We start from the raw sequence: 16,378 nt of genomic DNA, 5'->3' as shown, positions 1-16,378 counted from the left end.
ATGGCGTTCGCCGGGGCCATTCTGGCTGCCGGTGGCGTTGCGCCGGTCAGCGCGCTCGAAGCCTATGCGGTCACCGGCGACGCGATTGTGCATCCCCTTGGCGGCCTTGTCGGCAACGTCGCGCGCGGCGAGGCGCTGGTGCGCGACCGCGAGCGTGGCAACTGCCTGATCTGCCATCGGGGCGCGGACCCCTCCGAGCCCTTCCAGGGCACGATCGGCCCGCCGCTCGCCGGCGTCGGAGTTCGGCTCGACACCGGCCAGATTCGGCTGCGGCTGGTCGATGCCTCGCTGCTGAACCCGCAGACCGTGATGCCGCCCTATTTCAGGACGGAAGACCTGCGTGATGTCGCCCCGGCCTATCGGGGCAAGCCGGCCCTGTCGGCCCAGGAGATCGAGGATGTCGTCAGCTATCTCGCCTCGCTCAAGACGTTCTGAGGCCCCCGTCGACCGCAGGCGCGTCGTCGCGGGCGCTGCGGCCGGCCTGCTGGTCGCGGCCTTGCCGGGGCGTGCCGTCGCCGAGACCTCGGCCGAACTCGCGCAGCTGATTTCGCGCGTCACCGAAGGCACGCTGGCGGAGCGCGGCCGCATCACGCTGGAGATTCCGGCCCTCGTCGAGAACGGTAATTCGGTCGATACGAAGATTGCCGTCGAGAGCCCGATGACGGAGGCCGATCATGTCCGCTGGATTCATGTGATCGCCGAGAAGAACCCGTTTCCTGACATGGCGCGCTTCCATCTCGGCCCGCGGGCCGGCCGCGCCGAGGTCGCGACGACATTGCGGCTGGCGCAATCGCAGACGGTGACGGCGGTGGCGGCGTTGAGCGACGGCCGCTTCGTCATGACGGATGCGAACATCGTCGTGACGTTGAGCGCCTGTATCGACGGAGGCTGAACGCATCATGTCCTTCAATGCCCGCATTACCCTTCCGGCCCAGGCCCGCGCCGGGGAGATCGTCGAGATCAAGGTGCTGACCCGCCATCCGATGGACCGCGGCGGCCAGTCCGACGGCAAAGGCGGCATCGTGCCACGCAAGATCCTCAACCGGCTCACCGCGACCTATGCCGGCGAACCGATCTTCCGCTTCGACATGCATACCGGCGTCTCCGCCAACCCCTTCGTCTCATTCACCACGCGGGCGGTCGCGACCGGCGACATCGTCTTCGAATGGCGCGAGGACGGCGGCGCGACCTATACGCGGACGGCCAGGTTGATCGTGACGTGAGGTCGATCGGGCTTGCGGCCATGATCACGCGCGCGTCATCCCGGGCGACCGAAGGGAGACCCGGGATCCATGCCGGAACGCCTGCCCCGAAAGGTTCCGGAATGGATCCCGGATCTCCGCTGCGCTCCGTCCGGGATGACCCGCGTGTTTCAGGGGTAATCCGGCTTGTCGCCGCGCTCGCATGTCTCGCCGTCCAGCAGGGCCCCGCCACGGCCCAGATCAAATCCGGCAGCGACTTCCTCTCACCGGAGATGCGTCGGCAACAGGCGGACGAGACACGCAACCCGGCCTTCTTCTGGGTCGAACAGGGCCGCGAACTCTTCAGCCGCAAGCCCGCTTCGGACAAGCCGGCCTGCAATGGCTGCCATGCCGAGCCGCAGCAGAGCCTGCGCGGCGCGGCGGCGCGCTACCCGCAGGTCGATGCCGCGACCGGCAAGCTGCTCAACCTTGAGGGCCGCATCGAGCAGTGCCGGGTCGAGCGGCAGGGCGAGCCAGCCTTCGGCCATGAGACGCCGGAGCTTCTTTCGATGACGGCCTATGTCGCCTCGCTCTCGCGAGGGTTGCCTGTCGATGTGCGGACGGATGGCGCGGCCAAGCCCTATTATGAAGCAGGCAAGGCCTTCTTCGAGCGCAGGCAGGGCCAGCTCAACCTCTCCTGCCGGCAATGCCATGTCGATCTCGTCGGCCAGAAGCTGCGCGGCGACACGATCTCTCATGGCGCCGGCACCGGCTATCCGGCCTATCGCCTCGAATGGAACGATGTCGGCTCGCTGCAACGGCGCCTGCGTGCCTGCTCGCTCGGCGTGCGCGCGACCCAGTTCGACTATGGCTCGCCGGAGTATCTGGCGCTGGAACTCTATCTCGCGGCGCGGGGCAGGGGGTTGCCGATCGAGACGCCGGGGATAAGGCGCTGATGCGTGCCCTGTTCGCAATAGCGCTGCCGGCCGTGCTCGCTTTCGCGACGCAGGCGACTGCGGCCGACCGGGAACTGGGGCAGCACCTCTCATCCGAATGCGCCACCTGCCATCGGCCCGGCGCGAGGGGGCAGGGCGGTATTCCCGCCATCTCGGGCCTTCCGGCCGATCAGTTCGTCGCGCTGCTGCGCGCCTATGGCGACAAGCAGCGCGATAACCCGGTGATGCAGGCGATCGCCGCACGCCTCTCGCCCGACGAGGTCGAGGCGCTCGCCGCCTATTACGGCAGCCTCAAACCTGCCGATTGAGAGACGCGAACAGCTGGAGAGCGCCATGCCGATCGATCGCCGGAGTTTCCTCGCTTCCGCGCTGGCCGTGCCCGCCCTCGGCGCGCCGGCCGTGCTCGGCCAGGCCAGGCCGCGCGTCGTCGTCATCGGCGGCGGGGCAGGGGGCGCGACGGCCGCGAAATACATCGCCCGGGACAGCCAGGGCGCGGTTGCCGTCACGCTGGTCGAGGAGAACGAGACCTACCAGACCTGCTTCCATTCGAACCTCTTTATCGGCGGCTTCAAGAGCTATGAGGAGATACTGCATCGCTACGATGCGCTGGCCGCGAACCATGGCGTCACGCTGGCGCGGGCCCGCGCCACGGCGATCGATCGCGACCGCAGGGAGGTCGCGCTCTCGACCGGCCATCGCCTGCCCTATGACCGGCTCGTCGTCTCGCCCGGCATCGACCTGAAATACGATTCCGTCCCGGGCTGGTCGAAAGAGGCGGAGGAGGCGATGCCGCATGGCTGGAAACCCGGCCGCCAGACGCAACTGATCCGGCAGCGGCTCGACGCCGTGCCGGATGGCGGCGTCATCGTGATGATCGCGCCGCCTAATCCCTATCGCTGCCCGCCGGGGCCCTATGAGCGCGCCTCGATGTTCGCCCATGCGCTGAAGAAGGCCGGCAAGAGCAACGCCCGGATCGTCATCCTCGACGCGAAGGAGAGCTTCTCCAAGCAGGCCGCCTTCCTGGCCGATTGGGAGAAGCGCTATGGCGGCATGATCGAATGGCTCGGCCCCAAGGTGCATGACGGCGTCACATCGGTCGATCCGAAGACGAACAGCGTCGTCACCGGCTTCGAGACCTATAGCGGCTGCGCCTTCGTCAACGTCATCCCCGCCCAGATGGCTGGCGAGATCGCGCGCAGCGCGGGGCTCGCCCCGGCGGGCGACTACTGCACGATCGACCCGGCGACGATGAAATCCGTCGCGGACCCCAACATCTTCGTGCTCGGCGATGCCTGCATCGCCGGCGACATGCCGAAATCCGCCTTCTCGGCCAACAGCCAGGCCAAGGTCGCGGCGATGGTGATCCGCAGCGAACTGATCGGCAGCCGTGCCTTCCCGGCTCGCTTCATCAACACCTGCTGGAGCCTGGTCGACACCGACGACGCGATCAAGGTCGGCGGCCGCTACGAGCCGAAGGACGGCCGCATCGCCGCGACTGATACATTCGTCTCCGCGCCGGGCGAAAGCGACGCGCTTCGCAAGCAGACCCAGGCCGAGAACATCGACTGGTATGCCGCCATCACCGCCGACATGTTCACCTGACCGGACTGCCTTGTCTCTTGCAGAACCGCCGCGTCATCCGGACAAGCTGCGAAGCAGCGCTGCTCCGGGATCCATCGTAGAGCTCTGGCGCCCTTCGATGGATTCCGGGGCAGGCCCGGGATGACGCCGTGGTTCCGAGTGAACCCGGTGCTGTCCTGAACGCATCGGCGGCAAGACTTCGTCCCGTCGATCCTACAAAATGGGGACGGCAGGAACGATTTTGGGATGCGGCGCACTCCCCAGCACTGGCGCGGAGCGACATAACGGGCGCAGAGATATGGATGCGGCCGGGCGGGACGTTGCGAGATGCGGGTATTCCTCAAGAAGGCCTTGAAGCGCACGGCCATCGTCATCGCGATCGCCACCGTCTCGCTGCTGGGCCTGCGCATCTACGATACCCAGCGCGGCGCGCCGCTCGAGCCCTGGCACACCTATATCCCCAAGGAGCTCTCGATCGCCGAGCTCGATCGCAGCGGCTGGCAGGCCTACCTCAAGGCCGAGGGCGAGGCCTTTGCGGCCGTGCGCGCCGAGGTCACGCAGAAGCTCGGCCCCGACGAGCGCGTGCCGGTCAACCGCTATTTCGACGGCAGCCCGATCTACCCGGCGCGCTTCGCGCAGGACTGGAACCGCTCCTATGTGCTGCAGCCGGACGGGCCTCCGAAGGGCGCGGCCGTCTTCCTGCACGGGCTGACGGATTCGCCCTACAGCCTGCGCCATATCGCGCGGCAATATCGCGAGCGCGGCTTCGTGTCGGTGGCGATCCGCCTGCCCGGCCACGGCACGGTGCCCGCCGGCCTGACCGAGATCGAATGGGAAGACTGGCTCGCCGCGACGAGGCTCGCCGTCCGCGAGGCACGCCGCCTCGCGGGCCCGTCCGCGCCGCTGCACCTGGTCGGCTTCTCGAATGGCGGCGCGCTCGCGCTGATGTATGCGCTGGAAGCGCTCAACGATACGAGGCTCGTACGGGCCGACCGTGTCGTGCTGATCTCGCCGATGGTCGGCATCACCGCCTTCGCCCGCTTCGCGGGGCTCGCCGCGCTGCCGGCAGTCCTGCCGGCCTTCGCCAAGGCGGCCTGGCTCAGCGTCCTGCCCGAGTTCAACCCGTTCAAGTACAACTCCTTTCCGGTCAATGGCGCGCGCCAGTCGCATCTCCTGACCGCCGCCTTGCAGCAGGAGATCCTGAAGCAGGCCCGCGCCGGGCGGCTGAAGGATTTGCCGCCGCTGATCACCTTCCAGTCGGTGATGGACTTCACCGTCTCGACGCGCGCGATCATCACCTCGCTCTATGCCCATCTGCCGGCCAATGGCAGCGAACTCGTGCTGTTCGATCTCAACCGCAGCGCCAAGTTCGGCCCCCTGCTGAACACCTCGGCCGATACATTGCTGTCCCGGATGCTGCCCCCGGCGCCGCGCAATTTCCGGCTCTCGGTCATCACCAATGCGAGCCCGGATTCGAGCGAGGTCGTCGAGCGGGTGACGGAAGCCGGTGCCACCGAGGAGAGCGAGCGCGCGCTCGGCCTGTCCTATCCGCGCGACGTCTTCTCACTGTCGCATGTCGCACTGCCCTTCCCGCTGACGGACGGGCTCTACGGCATGACGCCCGATCCGAAGGACGATTTCGGCATCGAGCTGGGCTCGGTCGCCGCGCGCGGCGAGCGCGGCACGCTGATCGTCAATCTCGACGCGCTGCTGCGGATGTCCTCGAACCCGTTCTATCCCTATCTGCTGGAGAGGATCGACGAGCGGCTCGGGCCGCCGGTGGGGACGGCGGCGGAGAAAACGCCTGGGTAGGACCAACCTTTCCACCCCAGACTCGGGTCATCCCGGACGCAGCGAAGCGGAGATCCGGGATCCATGCCGGAGCGCTGGCCGGAGAGGTTCCGGAATGGATCCCGGATCTCCCTTCGGTCGCCCGGGATGACAGGCCCTTTCCTTGCGGCCAGGAGCGGGAGCGTCAGAACCGCCAGATCAGCGGCACGTAGAACACCGCCATGATGAAGAACCAGATCATCAGCGGCAGGCCGAGCTTCCAGTAGTCGCCGAAGGCGTAGCCGCCCGGCCCCATCACCATCAGGTTGGTCGAGGTCGCGATCGGCGTCATGAAGGAGGCCGAGCCCGCGATGCACAGGCTCATCAGGATCGGCCGGGGCGAGACGCCCATGCTCGTCGCAGCCGCCATCGCGATCGGAATCACCAGCATCGTCGTCGCCGTATTGCTCATGATCTGGCCAAGGCAGGCGGTGAGCAGGAACAGCCCGGCGAGGAAGACGATCGGCCCGCCGCCGCCCGTAGCCGCGACGAGATGGCGCGCGACCAGATCGGCCGCGCCCGACTGCACCATCGCGATCGACAGCGGCATCATCGCGCCGATCAGGATGATCGTCGTCCAGTGGATGGCGCGGTAGGATTCCTCGACCGAGATGATGCCCGCGCCGATCAGCGCGAGCGCACAGAGCAGCGCTGCCGCAGCTGGCGGCACGACGCCGGTCGCCAGCAGGAGAACGAGTCCGGCGAGGGCGGCGATCGCGACGGAGGCGCCGGCACCCATCGGCACGGCCTGGCGCCGCACCAGATCGGGTGAGTTGACGACGAGCACATCGGCATCGGCGAGCCTGAGGTCGAGCGCCTTCCAGCTGCCCTTGAGCAGAACCGTGTCGCCGGCCTGCAGGACAGGACTGGCCGGGTCGAGGTCGACGCCGGCGCGCTGGACCGCGAGCACGATCAGATCGCCGCCCTGCGTGGTCATGCCGGGGTGGACGGCGCGCCCGATGAAGGCGGAGCGCGGCGGGATCACGACTTCGGCGAGTCCGGTGCGGCGGTTCAGCAATGCGTCGGCAGCATTTCCGTCATCGGCTTCGTCGCGCGGGGCGAGATGCCGGGAGGCGCAGAGCCGTGCCACCGCCTCGGCCTCGCCCCGGACCAGCAGGTAATCGCCCTCGCGGATCGGATGAGCCCCACGCGAGACGCCCGACCCGTCCGCCTGGACGGTGACGAGCTCGATCCGGCCCTCTTGCTGCGTCAGGTCGACGGCCGAAGGAAGCATGCCGATCAGGTCCGAGGTCGAGCGCACGCGCAGATGGAAGAAGCCGTCGGTGAGCCCGTAGTGCTCGACCAGCGTCTGGGCGTGGCGGCTGAAATCGGCGGGCAGGCGCGCATTTCCCTGCGCGGGCAGCAGGCGCTTGCCGAGCAGCAGGATGATCAGCATCGTGCCGGCGAGCAGGGGCACGCCGACCAGCGCGAATTCGGCGAAAGCGAAACCCGGCAGGCCGCTATCCTCCAGCGCCTCCGAGACGAGGATGTTCTTCGGTGCGCCGGTCAGCAGGATGTTGGCGCCGGCATGGGCGGAAAAGGCCAGCGGCATCAGCAGCAGCGAGGGCGATTGCCGGAGCCGGATCGCGGCGATGACCACCACCGGCATCAGCGCGGCGACCGCGCCGCCGCCACTGATCAGCGCGCTCAGGCAGCCGGCCACCGCCATGATGATCACGAGCAGCCGCGAGCGGCTTTCGCCGGCACGCGCGATCAGGACCTGGCCGGCCCAGGCGGTGACGCCGGTTTTCTCCAGCGCGGCGCTGACGATGAACAGACTGGCGACGAACATCACGGCGCGATCGCCGAAGCCCGCCAGCGCCTGCTCCAGCGTGACGACGCCCAGCGCCCAGAGCGACAGCGCCGCACCGACCGCGACCACCACCACCGGCAGCCGGTTCCAGGCGAACAGCGCGATCGTCACGGCGACGACGAGGGCTGTGCTTTCGATGGCGTTCACTGTCGGGCCGTCCAGGATTGCGAGGTGAGGAGACCGAGGGGGCCGGCAGTCGGGCGCCGGCCCTGCTTTATGAGGGCAGTAGGAAGCGACCGCCAAGCAGGATCACGAGGCCGACGAGCACGAGCCCGGCGAGAGGCCAGAGGCGCAAGCCCGCATCGAGCCGCGCAATCGCGGCCGGCAGGCGTGCGAAGAGCGGCGCCTGTCGCTCTGCCAGGACCAGGATGTCGCCTTCCGGCACGCGCCCGGCGAAGGCTTCGAACCGCCGCGCGAGCACGAAGACCGCCCCACCCAGCAGCATCGGCCAGACGAGCTTCCAGAGCGAGCCGATCGTCCAGGCGCTCGCGAGGGCCTCGCCAGACAGGGCTGGGTAGAGCCACCACGGGATCGCGAGCGAGGCGATGGCGACTGCGAGGAAGGGGATGACCTCGCCTTGCGGCGCGGCCGCGTCGGGTTTGCCGGCGGTTTCTCGCAGCATCACCGCGATGAAGTGCAGCATCAGCATCGTGCTGCCGGCAGCCGCGAGCGAGATGGCGAAGCTGAGCACGCCATAGCCGAGCATTGGCTTGACCGCGAGCTTGGCCAGCGCGCCGCTGGTCAGCGGCAGGCCGGCGAGGCTGAGCGCGAGCAGGCCGGTCAGCAGCAGTACTGGCCGCAAGCCTGCCCCGCCTGAAGCCATGGCGACGCCGATCGCAAGGAAGAGCCCACCTTTGACCAGCGTGTGATGCAGGCCGTAATAGGCCGCGAGACCCGGCGCGGAAGGGTCGCCGGCCGCCAGCCCTGCCCCCATGATCGCGGCGACGAGGCCCATCTGGCTGACGGTGGAATAGGCGAGGATCGTCTTGGGCCGCCGCTGCGCCAGGCCGAGCGCGACGCCGCAATAGGCGGTCAGGATGCCGGCGGTCGCGAGCACGGCCCCCCAGAGCGGCAGGGCGGTGTCGAAGGGCAGGAAGCGGATCAGCCCGATCACGCCGGCCTTGACCAGTACGCCGCTGAGCACGGCCGAGGCCGGCATCGGCGCGGCCGGATGCGCCAGCGGTAGCCAGACATGCAGCGGCACCAGCCCCATCTTCAGCGCGAAGCCGAGGACCACCATCAGCACGACGCCGTCGCGCATCGGGGAGACCGGCAGGTTCGCGACCGCGTCCCGGATCAGCGGGTTCGGATCGGGATTGCCGGCGGCCAGCATCACGAAGGCGAAGAGGATGAAGGCCTCGCCGAGCAAGGCGAGCACCATGTAGACGACGCCGGCACGCTTCGCCGCCACGGTCTGCTCATGCGCGACCAGCCCATATGCCGAGAGGCTCGCCAGCGTGAAGAGCAGATAGAAGCTCGCGATGTCGGAGACGATGAAGACGCCGAGGCTGCCCGCGAGCGTCAGCAGCCACCAGACGCTGAAAGCCGTTAGGCCGGGCTTGCCGCTCATATAGGAGGCGGCATAGGCCCCGGCCGCGCTCCACAAAAGCGCCGCGCCGCCGAGCAGGATCGCCCCGGGCTGGTCGAGCGCCAGCGTCATCCGGAACGGCACCGGGAAGGAGGCGGCCGCGCCCGCTGGCAGCAGCCAGGCAGCCAGCATCGCTGGAACGGGGGCGAGCCAGAGCAGCCCCGGCGCCAATGCCCGGAAGCGATGCGAACGGCAGCCGGCCGCCATCGCCAGCGGCACCAGCAGGCAGGCGGCAAGGACGAGGCCCGCGACGCTCATGGCGAACCCGCGATGTCGGGCCGGCCGATCTGCAGCAGGCCGAAGGGTTCGAGCGGCAGGAAGCCGAGCGCGACCGCCAGCACGGCCAGGATCAGCGGCACGATCTCGAGCCCCAGTGGGATCGGCTTGCGCAGTACCAGAGGTTCGGCCGGCGTCGCCAGCGCCCGGTCGACCACGCGGAAGACGTAGCCGCCGGCCAGTAGTCCGCCCGCGAGGATGGTCAGCGCCAGCCAGAGCTGGCCGCCGACGGCTGCGGCCGTCAGCAGCAGACATTTCGCGATGAAGCCGCCGCTCGGCGGGATGCCCATCAGCGACAGGCCCGCGAGGCCGAAGGTCGTGGCGCTCAGCGGCAGCACCCGGCCGAAGCCGCCGAGATCGCGGATGCGGTCATGCCCGATCGCCTCCGCCACGATGCCGGCCGCCATGAACATCGCGGCCTTGGCCAGCGCATGCGAGGTGAGTTGCAGCGCCCCGCCGGTCCAGGCGATCGTGCCGAAGGGTGCCGAGCCGTCACCGGTGCCAGCGAGCGGGAAGACGATGAAGAGATAGCCGATCTGCGCCACCGTTGAATAGGCGATCATCAGCTTCAGCCGCTCCTGCCGCAGCGCCATCACGCTGCAGAGCAGGATCGAGGCGGCCCCCATCACGGCGAGCACCTGCCCGGCGATGGCGGCGGCCTCAGGCGGGGCGATGTCTACGACGAGGCGCAGGATCAGGAAGACTGGCGCCTTGATCACCAGCGCCGAGAGCACGGCGCTGGCTGCGGCCGGCGCCCCGGCATGGGCCGGCGGCAGCCACAGATGCAGCGGGAACAAAGCGGCCTTGGCGATGAGCCCCGGGACCATCAGGGCGAGCGCGACATGGATCGCCGGGCCATGCTGGCTGGCGCCCGCGATCAGCCGGATGTCGAGCGTGCCATAGGCGCCATAGAGCAGGCCCGCTCCCAGCAGATAGAGCAGCGAGCCGAGCAGCGCGAACATCAGGTAGCGCAAGGCCGCCGCGACCGTCTCGCCGCGCCCGTCGAGGCAGACCAGTGGCACCGCCGCGAAGGTCAGGAGTTCGAGCGCGACATAAAGGTTGAACAGGTCCTGCGAGATGAAAACGAGGTTGAGCCCGCTCCACAGCCCCATCAGCAGCATCCAGAAGCTCGTCGCCAGCCGGCCGTCGCAGGTCGTCTTATCGAGCCCGAACAGGTCGCGGGCGAAGAGCCCTGTCGCCATCATGACGGCGGCCGTCACGGCCAGCATCATCACCGACAACCCATCGGCGCGCAGCGCGATACCGAGCGGCGGCTGCCAGTTGCCGACGATGTAGATCAGCGCCGCGCCGCTGCGGACGAGCTCGACGCCGATGGCGAGCGCGACGGCGAGCCCGAGCGCCATCGTGGCGAGCGCGACACGCCGGCTGTGGCGCGGGCCGAGCACCAGCATCGCCAGCACGGCGGCAGCCGGCAGCATGACGGCGAGCACCAGCAGCAGCCCGCCCGGCGTCGCGGCGTAGAGCGGCGTCACGCTTCGCTCCCCGATGGTGTCTCTGGCGGCGTCTCGGGCGAGGGCGCGTCGAGCGTGGCTGTGCCGGTCAGCGATGCGAGCCGCCGCAGCAGCGCGATCGCCAGCGCCGTCGCGGCAAAGGCGACGACGATGCCGGTGATCACCATCGCCTGCGGCACGGGATCGCCGCCCAGTCCCATCGCCGCGCCGCGGCGCGAGACGGAGCCGAAGACGATGAAGATGCCGGCGCCGAGGATGTTGAAGCCGACGATCCGACGCAGCAGTTCCGGATGGGTGATCACGCAGAACAGGCCGATGCCGACGAGCGCCGCGCCGCAGAGCCCGAACAGTGACGCGGATGTGAGGGCGATCGCGCTCATGGCTCGGATGCCCTGTCGGGCGGGCCGGCGACGAGCAAAGCGAGCGTACCGCCAACGGAGAGCGTCAGCGCCACCTCGATCGCGACGATCAGCGGCTTGGCGATCGCCTCCGGATAGGACAGGAACCCCTGGGCGATGACGAGGCCGAGCAGGCCGACGAGTATGAACATTGCAGGCCCGGCGGCCAGCGTCACCAGCAACGCCTGCCGCCGCGTCTGCGGCGCGGGGCGTAGGCCCGCCAGCATGACGAGCAGCCACATCGCGGCCAGGATGGTGCCGGCCTGGAAGGTCCCGCCCGGTGCGTCGGCCCCGACCCAGACCTGATAGACCGCGATCAGCACGCCGAAGGGCGGCAGGACGCGGGCGAGGAAGACGAGCGGCGCCGGCACCATCGTCGGGCGCAGATGCGAGGACCCACCCCAGGCGGCATCACTGCTCAGCGACCAGACCGCGATCAGCGCCAGGATCAGCACGATCTTTTCCAGCAGCGTGTCGATGGCGCGATAGGCGAGCAGCACGGCCGTCACCGGGTTGCCGAGGCCGGTGGCGTCGATCGCTGCGATCGCCTCGCGCGCGAGGCTCGGGGCAGGGTGCGGGAAGGCCAGCACGACATAGCCGAGACCGAGCGTGACGGTGCCGCAGAACAGCGCCGGGACATGCCAGTTCGGCTCGGTCGCGGGCGCGCGGCGCGAGACCCGGCTTGCGAGATGAGAGTGCGCCTTCAACAGCAGCATGCCGGTCAGACCGCCGCCGATCGCGGCTTCCGTCAGCGCGACATCGATCGCGGAGAGGCGCGCCCAGCCGAGGCCGAGCAGCATTCCGAAGGCGATGAAGGCGATGATGGCGCCCTTGCCGTCGCGGCTGACGACGATGTGCAGCGCGAGCGCGATCAGCCCCGCCACGAGCGCGATATCGAAGACGAGGCTCATGCGTCCGGCTTCCGCCGCGCGGCGATGCCGGCGATCAACTGGCTCGCGGTGGCCGCCGACAATTGCGCCAGCAGCCAGATGCAGACGAGCTTGAACCCGGCGGCGACGCTCGGCATCTGCGGCAGCAGGCCGATGACGATCAGGCCGAGGCCGAGATTATCGGCCTTGCTCAGCGCATGCAGGCGGCTCAGTGTATCGGGAAAGCGCAGCAGTCCCAGTGTCCCTGCCAGGAAGAGGATGGCGCCGGCCGCCACGAAGACCAGCGTGAAGCCGTTCGCCAGCGAGATCATGACGGTTCGTCCGGCCCGTCCGCCGCATCTTCGCCGAGCGTGAAGGCGGCGCAGGAGAAGGCCGAGAGCAGCACGAGCAGGAGCGCGACATCGGTCAGGGCCGGTTCGGCGGAGGCCGCTCCGAGCAGGAGCAGCGTGGCCGCGCCACCCGTACCGAGCAGTTGGACCGCCATCATCTTCTCGATCGCGATGCGCGAGCGCAGCACCGCCACCAGCCCCGCTGCGCTGGTCAGCAGGACGAACAGGGCCGCAGCGGTCAGGCTTTCAGCCAAGATCGCGCCCTCCTTGCCTCGCCCCGTTTGGGTCGTGCGCCGCGTACAGGATGCGCAGGAAGGCCGCTTCGTCGGCGGCGAGTTCGGCCGCCACCGGCGCCTCGGTGTCGAGGCAATGGACCAGCATGTCGCCGCTGGCCTGGTAGGAAACCGGCAACTTGCCCGGCTGGAGGCTCATCACCGCACACATCGCGCCCTGTGCGAGGCTCGGCGGCAGCGTCGCGCGATAGTCGACCAGCCCGGGCCGGAGCACGATGCGTGGCGCCATCGCGCGCCGGGCGACATCGACCCCCGCGACCACGGATTGCGGCAGGAAGCGCAGGACGAAGCGGATGAGGCCGGACAGCGACAGCCTGCTATCCGGGGGCCAGAGCTGGCCGCTCGCCCATGTCGCCGCTGCGGCAGCCATAAGCCCGAACGGCATATCCTTGGGCGCGGTGCCGATCAGGGCCAGCCAGACGGCGAAGAAGCCGAAGCCGCGCCCCAAAAGGGTCGGTATCGGGGCGCCTCCGAATGTCGTTGCGAGGGCATTCATCGAGCGATGCCCTTGTTGGCGTCGGTCGACCTATCGGTCGCATTCGGACTGATTAGGCGCAGACAAGCAAAAGTGATCCGCAATCTCGGAAAAAATTCCATTCTGGAAGGATGATGTCTTTCCAGTTTCATTCTCTAGTGGAATCTCTGCTTCGATTGACGAATGTCATCTTGATTTGCTTGTGAAGATCAAGCTAGCATTCGCCCTGGGGCCGGGCATCTGCCATCTGTCTCAGTTCTGTGCCCTCCGTCCCATTTTGCGGGCGGGCCGTTGCGAGTCGCGTCGATGGTTCCTGCGAGACGTCTGATCATGCCCGTATTGTCGGAGCGCCGCGGTCGATCCGGCATCGCATCGCGCCGGGCGTCAGTTCTCGGATGCTGATCGAACCGCGCGGAGGCGACGCGGAGGACGACGCCAGCAGCACCAAGACGCATTCGCTGATCGCCATTGCCGGTACGCTTCTGGGCGAGATCAACCTGCCGAAGCTCGTCCTGGCCTGGGTCATTCTCGCCTTGGTGCCGGGCATCCTGCTCGGCGTCGCGCCGCTCGTCGTCACCGCCTGGTTCGGCAACATCTCCAGCCGCATCATGGCCTTGGCCGGCATCGGGCCGCTGCTGATCCTTGTCGCCGTCGGCGCCATCGGCTGGTTCGGGTTGCGGCCCTTGTTCCGTGCGGCGGAGCGCAGCTTCTGGTCGCTCAATTCGCTGGCCGTGCAGCCGGGCTATGTGCTCGCCCGCGAAGGCTTGCGCCATTTCGTGGAGCGTTTCCTCCCCGCCGGCGCGAGTGAGGAGGCTCGCGCTGGGCTGCGGGCGCTGACGGCCCTGGCCGCCGGGCTCGTCGCGGCGCTGGCCGCTAGCGCGCTGACGGTCTCGGTCTGGCCGGCGACGCGCTGGTCGGGCGAGATCGCCGATCTCGCGCAGCCCCTGCGCCTGTTCTGGCCGGCGCTGGCCAATACGGTGGCCGTGATGAGCGCCTATCTCGCCGCGGCCGCGCTGATCTGGGGCATTGCCGACGCGACCATGGACCAGCCGCGCGATCTGGCCGGTTTCGATGAGGCCGTCCCGGTCGGCCAAAGCTGGCGCGTCGCCCATCTTTCCGACATCCATGTCGTCGGTGAGCGCTATGGCTTTCGCATCGAGAGCGGGCGCGCCGGTCCGCGCGGCAACGACCGGCTCGGTCTCGTGCTGGAGCGGCTGGCGGCGATCCATGCCAGCGAACCGTTCGACGCGGTGCTGATCACCGGCGATATGACCGATGCCGGCCGCTCGGCCGAATGGGCCGAGTTCCTCGACGCGCTCGCGCGCCATCCGGAACTCGCCGCGTTGACGCTGATCCTGCCCGGCAATCACGACGTCAACATCGTCGACCGGGCCAATCCGGCCCGGCTCGAACTGCCGACCAGCCCGGGCAAGCGCCTGCGGCAGATGCGGACGCTCTCGGCCATGGAGGCACTGCAGGGCGGACGCGTCCATGTCGTGGACAAGACCGCCGGCGAGATCGGCAAGACCCTGTCGGAACGTCTCGAACCGCATCGGCAGGCGATCGCGGCCTTCGCCGATGCGGGCGGCCTGCGCCTCTCCAGGGGGCTCTCGGCGATCTGGGAAGAGGTCTTCCCGCTGGTGCTGCCTCCGGCGAAAGCCGATGGGCTCGGCGTCGTGCTGCTGAACTCGAATGCGGAGACGCATTTCTCCTTCACCAACGCGCTCGGCCTCGTCGCGGAGGAGGATATGCGGGCGATGCTGGCGGCGCTGGCGCAGTACCCGCAAGCGCGCTGGATCATCGCGCTGCATCACCACCCGGTCGAATATCCGCAGCGCGCCAAGGCCTTTTCCGAGCGGATCGGCACGGCGCTGATCAATGGCAGCCGCTTCGTGCGCCAGCTCAAGCCGCATGCGCATCGGCTCGTGGCGATGCACGGACACCGCCATGTCGACTGGATCGGTCGCTGCGGCCCGCTGCGGATCGTCTCGGCGCCGTCGCCGGTCATGGAGGCGACGAATGACGAGCCGACCGCCTTCTATATCCACCAGCTCGGCGCGGCTTCCGATGGCGGGCTTGCGCTGCTGGCGCCGGAGCGGATCGAGATCATGCCGGAACGCGACGGCGTCACGCCCTGACGACGTCGTTCGCCGGCACCGGCTCGCGTGGCGAGGAGCCGAGCAGTTCCGCCACCCATAGGCTCGACGGATGCTGGGCGCAGAAGGTCAGCAGAGCGATGGTGATCGGTACGCCGATGAAGGCGCCGAAGATGCCCCAGAGATAGCTCCAGAAGAACACCGAGAACAGGACGAGCGCCGGCGACATCGACAGCGCGCTGCCGGAGACGCGCGGCTCGATATAGCTGCCGACGACGAACTGTATCAGGTTCAGGCAGGCGAAGACCGACACCACCGCCTGCCAGGAGCCGAACTGCGTCATCGCGAACAGCGTCGGGAAGACGGTCGCGACCAGCGGCCCGAGGAAGGGGATGTAGTTCAGCGAGAAGGCGATGAAGCCCCATTCCGCCGCCAGCGGCAGGCCGACGGCCGTGGCGAAGGCCCAGACGAGGACGCCAGTGATCAGGCTCATCGCTGTCCGCACCAGCATGTAGCGATGCAGCTTGGCGGCGGTCTGCGTGCTGCCACCGAGCAATACGCCGCCGATCAGGCGGTTGCGCATGCTCTTCAGCTTGCGGGCGAAATCCTCGACCTCGAGCAGGCCGAGGATGACGTAGACCAGCACCACCAGCCAGAAGCTCATCGTCGTGTTGAGACGACCGCTGATCGTCTGCGCCATGCGCAGCATCCACGCGACGTTGAAGTTCTCGGCCCAGAGCCCGGTCACCGCGATGCCGTGCCCCTCCAGCCAGATGGTGGCCTGGTCGTAAAACTGCTGGAAGCGCGCGGCGTCGCTGGCGATCCAGCGCCCGACCCGCCCGAAGGCCCAGACGATCAGCGAGCCGAAGGCGAAGAAGGCGAGCACCATCACGACGATGCTGATGAACAGCGCCAGCATGCGCGGCAGGAAACCCTGCAGGGCCCGCTGCAGCGGCCAGACCAGCGCGATGATGAACAGCGCGAAGGCGACCGGTGCAAAGACGGAACTCGCCACCGACAGCGCCGCGACCACCAGGATGATCGCGATCAGCACCTGTGCGCCTTGGTGGATCTTGCCGCTCGTCATCTGCATTCCTGTCGGCTGCTGCGGTTTATATGTCGAAGGATGGACGATCCGGCACGTCATCCCGGCCGTAGCGAAGCGGAGCGCCGGGATCCATCGACGCGCGCTGCGCTCTA

17 protein-coding genes are annotated in these 16,378 nt (G+C 68.6%); 8 read left to right on the top strand and 9 right to left on the bottom strand.

The features are described 5' to 3' along the window. From soxX to AC1RMY_RS19465, 7 genes are all read left to right on the top strand, one after another. Positions 1-435, top strand: a complete 435-nt coding sequence (gene soxX, locus AC1RMY_RS19495; RefSeq protein WP_492867320.1) for a sulfur oxidation c-type cytochrome SoxX — start codon at positions 1-3, stop codon at positions 433-435. Next, positions 398-892 (top strand): thiosulfate oxidation carrier protein SoxY, encoded by a 495-nt coding sequence (locus AC1RMY_RS19490; protein ID WP_492867318.1) that lies wholly within the window; start codon positions 398-400, stop codon positions 890-892. The genes soxX and AC1RMY_RS19490 overlap by 38 nt, the downstream gene beginning before the upstream one ends. 7 nt (positions 893-899) lie before the next feature. Then, positions 900-1,223 (top strand): thiosulfate oxidation carrier complex protein SoxZ, encoded by a 324-nt coding sequence (soxZ, locus tag AC1RMY_RS19485; protein WP_492867316.1) that lies wholly within the window; start codon positions 900-902, stop codon positions 1,221-1,223. Between the two features lie 101 nt (positions 1,224-1,324). Next, positions 1,325-2,137 carry a sulfur oxidation c-type cytochrome SoxA gene (gene soxA / locus AC1RMY_RS19480; RefSeq protein WP_492867314.1) on the top strand — a complete coding sequence of 271 codons (813 nt, stop codon included), beginning with the start codon at positions 1,325-1,327 and terminating at the stop codon, positions 2,135-2,137. Beyond that, positions 2,137-2,445, top strand: a complete 309-nt coding sequence (locus tag AC1RMY_RS19475; protein ID WP_492867312.1) for a c-type cytochrome — start codon at positions 2,137-2,139, stop codon at positions 2,443-2,445. The genes soxA and AC1RMY_RS19475 overlap by 1 nt, the downstream gene beginning before the upstream one ends. A 25-nt stretch (positions 2,446-2,470) precedes the next feature. After that, a complete protein-coding gene (locus AC1RMY_RS19470; protein WP_492867311.1) occupies positions 2,471-3,739 on the top strand; it encodes an FCSD flavin-binding domain-containing protein in 1,269 nt (422 codons plus the stop codon). A 306-nt stretch (positions 3,740-4,045) separates the two neighbouring features. Further along, entirely contained in the window at positions 4,046-5,530 is a 1,485-nt protein-coding gene (locus AC1RMY_RS19465; RefSeq protein ID WP_492867309.1) for an alpha/beta hydrolase, read from the top strand. A 163-nt stretch (positions 5,531-5,693) separates the two neighbouring features. Here AC1RMY_RS19465 and AC1RMY_RS19460 read toward each other — a convergent pair whose 3' ends face one another. The 8 genes from AC1RMY_RS19460 to AC1RMY_RS19425 all read right to left on the bottom strand — a co-directional run bounded on the left by AC1RMY_RS19460 (position 5,694) and on the right by AC1RMY_RS19425 (position 13,103). Further along, entirely contained in the window at positions 5,694-7,508 is a 1,815-nt protein-coding gene (locus tag AC1RMY_RS19460; protein ID WP_492867307.1) for an SLC13 family permease, read from the bottom strand. 67 nt (positions 7,509-7,575) lie between these two features. Continuing rightward, on the bottom strand, positions 7,576-9,207 hold the full coding sequence (locus AC1RMY_RS19455; protein WP_492867305.1) for a complex I subunit 5 family protein: 1,632 nt from the start codon (positions 9,205-9,207) through the stop codon (positions 7,576-7,578). Then, positions 9,204-10,718: a complex I subunit 5 family protein gene (locus tag AC1RMY_RS19450; protein WP_492867303.1), complete on the bottom strand. Its 1,515-nt coding sequence runs from the start codon at positions 10,716-10,718 to the stop codon at positions 9,204-9,206. The genes AC1RMY_RS19455 and AC1RMY_RS19450 overlap by 4 nt, the downstream gene beginning before the upstream one ends. Further along, positions 10,715-11,077, bottom strand: a complete 363-nt coding sequence (locus AC1RMY_RS19445; protein WP_492867301.1) for an NADH-quinone oxidoreductase subunit K — start codon at positions 11,075-11,077, stop codon at positions 10,715-10,717. Before AC1RMY_RS19445 ends, AC1RMY_RS19450 begins: the two co-directional genes overlap by 4 nt. Beyond that, entirely contained in the window at positions 11,074-12,006 is a 933-nt protein-coding gene (locus tag AC1RMY_RS19440; RefSeq protein WP_492867299.1) for a hydrogenase subunit MbhD domain-containing protein, read from the bottom strand. The genes AC1RMY_RS19445 and AC1RMY_RS19440 overlap by 4 nt, the downstream gene beginning before the upstream one ends. Continuing rightward, the gene (locus AC1RMY_RS19435) at positions 12,003-12,296 is read right to left on the bottom strand and encodes a cation:proton antiporter (protein WP_492867297.1); all 294 of its coding nucleotides are present in this window, start codon (positions 12,294-12,296) and stop codon (positions 12,003-12,005) included. Before AC1RMY_RS19435 ends, AC1RMY_RS19440 begins: the two co-directional genes overlap by 4 nt. Further along, positions 12,293-12,568 (bottom strand): monovalent cation/H+ antiporter complex subunit F, encoded by a 276-nt coding sequence (locus tag AC1RMY_RS19430; protein WP_492867296.1) that lies wholly within the window; start codon positions 12,566-12,568, stop codon positions 12,293-12,295. Before AC1RMY_RS19430 ends, AC1RMY_RS19435 begins: the two co-directional genes overlap by 4 nt. Continuing rightward, positions 12,561-13,103, bottom strand: coding sequence for a Na+/H+ antiporter subunit E (locus AC1RMY_RS19425; RefSeq protein ID WP_492867295.1), 543 nt, complete (start codon positions 13,101-13,103; stop codon positions 12,561-12,563). Before AC1RMY_RS19425 ends, AC1RMY_RS19430 begins: the two co-directional genes overlap by 8 nt. Positions 13,104-13,477: 374 nt before the next feature. On the opposite strand from AC1RMY_RS19425, the gene AC1RMY_RS19420 reads away from it, so the two are divergent. Continuing rightward, a complete protein-coding gene (locus AC1RMY_RS19420) occupies positions 13,478-15,220 on the top strand; it encodes a metallophosphoesterase family protein (protein WP_492867293.1) in 1,743 nt (580 codons plus the stop codon). On the opposite strand, the gene AC1RMY_RS19415 is transcribed toward AC1RMY_RS19420, so the two are convergent. Continuing rightward, a complete protein-coding gene (locus AC1RMY_RS19415) occupies positions 15,210-16,265 on the bottom strand; it encodes an AI-2E family transporter (protein ID WP_492867291.1) in 1,056 nt (351 codons plus the stop codon). The genes AC1RMY_RS19420 and AC1RMY_RS19415 overlap by 11 nt on opposite strands. Positions 16,266-16,378 lie beyond the last annotated feature (113 nt).

This window comes from Allobosea sp. GW822-FHT03F07, assembly GCF_058801345.1.
Note: the sequence above shows the minus strand (reverse complement) of the source record. Positions and strands in the feature narration are given on the sequence as shown.

What these genes read in the sequence shown, in the direction of transcription:
- soxX (WP_492867320.1), top strand. Translation starts at nt 1, where the DNA reads ATGGCGTTCGCCGGGGCCATTCTGGCTGCCGGTGGCGTTGCGCCGGTC.
- AC1RMY_RS19490 (WP_492867318.1), top strand. Translation starts at nt 398, where the DNA reads ATGTCGTCAGCTATCTCGCCTCGCTCAAGACGTTCTGAGGCCCCCGTC.
- soxZ (WP_492867316.1), top strand. Translation starts at nt 900, where the DNA reads ATGTCCTTCAATGCCCGCATTACCCTTCCGGCCCAGGCCCGCGCCGGG.
- soxA (WP_492867314.1), top strand. Translation starts at nt 1,325, where the DNA reads ATGGATCCCGGATCTCCGCTGCGCTCCGTCCGGGATGACCCGCGTGTT.
- AC1RMY_RS19475 (WP_492867312.1), top strand. Translation starts at nt 2,137, where the DNA reads ATGCGTGCCCTGTTCGCAATAGCGCTGCCGGCCGTGCTCGCTTTCGCG.
- AC1RMY_RS19470 (WP_492867311.1), top strand. Translation starts at nt 2,471, where the DNA reads ATGCCGATCGATCGCCGGAGTTTCCTCGCTTCCGCGCTGGCCGTGCCC.
- AC1RMY_RS19465 (WP_492867309.1), top strand. Translation starts at nt 4,046, where the DNA reads ATGCGGGTATTCCTCAAGAAGGCCTTGAAGCGCACGGCCATCGTCATC.
- AC1RMY_RS19455 (WP_492867305.1), bottom strand. Translation starts at nt 9,207, where the DNA reads ATGAGCGTCGCGGGCCTCGTCCTTGCCGCCTGCCTGCTGGTGCCGCTG.
- AC1RMY_RS19445 (WP_492867301.1), bottom strand. Translation starts at nt 11,077, where the DNA reads ATGAGCGCGATCGCCCTCACATCCGCGTCACTGTTCGGGCTCTGCGGC.
- AC1RMY_RS19440 (WP_492867299.1), bottom strand. Translation starts at nt 12,006, where the DNA reads ATGAGCCTCGTCTTCGATATCGCGCTCGTGGCGGGGCTGATCGCGCTC.
- AC1RMY_RS19435 (WP_492867297.1), bottom strand. Translation starts at nt 12,296, where the DNA reads ATGATCTCGCTGGCGAACGGCTTCACGCTGGTCTTCGTGGCGGCCGGC.
- AC1RMY_RS19425 (WP_492867295.1), bottom strand. Translation starts at nt 13,103, where the DNA reads ATGAATGCCCTCGCAACGACATTCGGAGGCGCCCCGATACCGACCCTT.
- AC1RMY_RS19420 (WP_492867293.1), top strand. Translation starts at nt 13,478, where the DNA reads ATGCTGATCGAACCGCGCGGAGGCGACGCGGAGGACGACGCCAGCAGC.
- AC1RMY_RS19415 (WP_492867291.1), bottom strand. Translation starts at nt 16,265, where the DNA reads ATGACGAGCGGCAAGATCCACCAAGGCGCACAGGTGCTGATCGCGATC.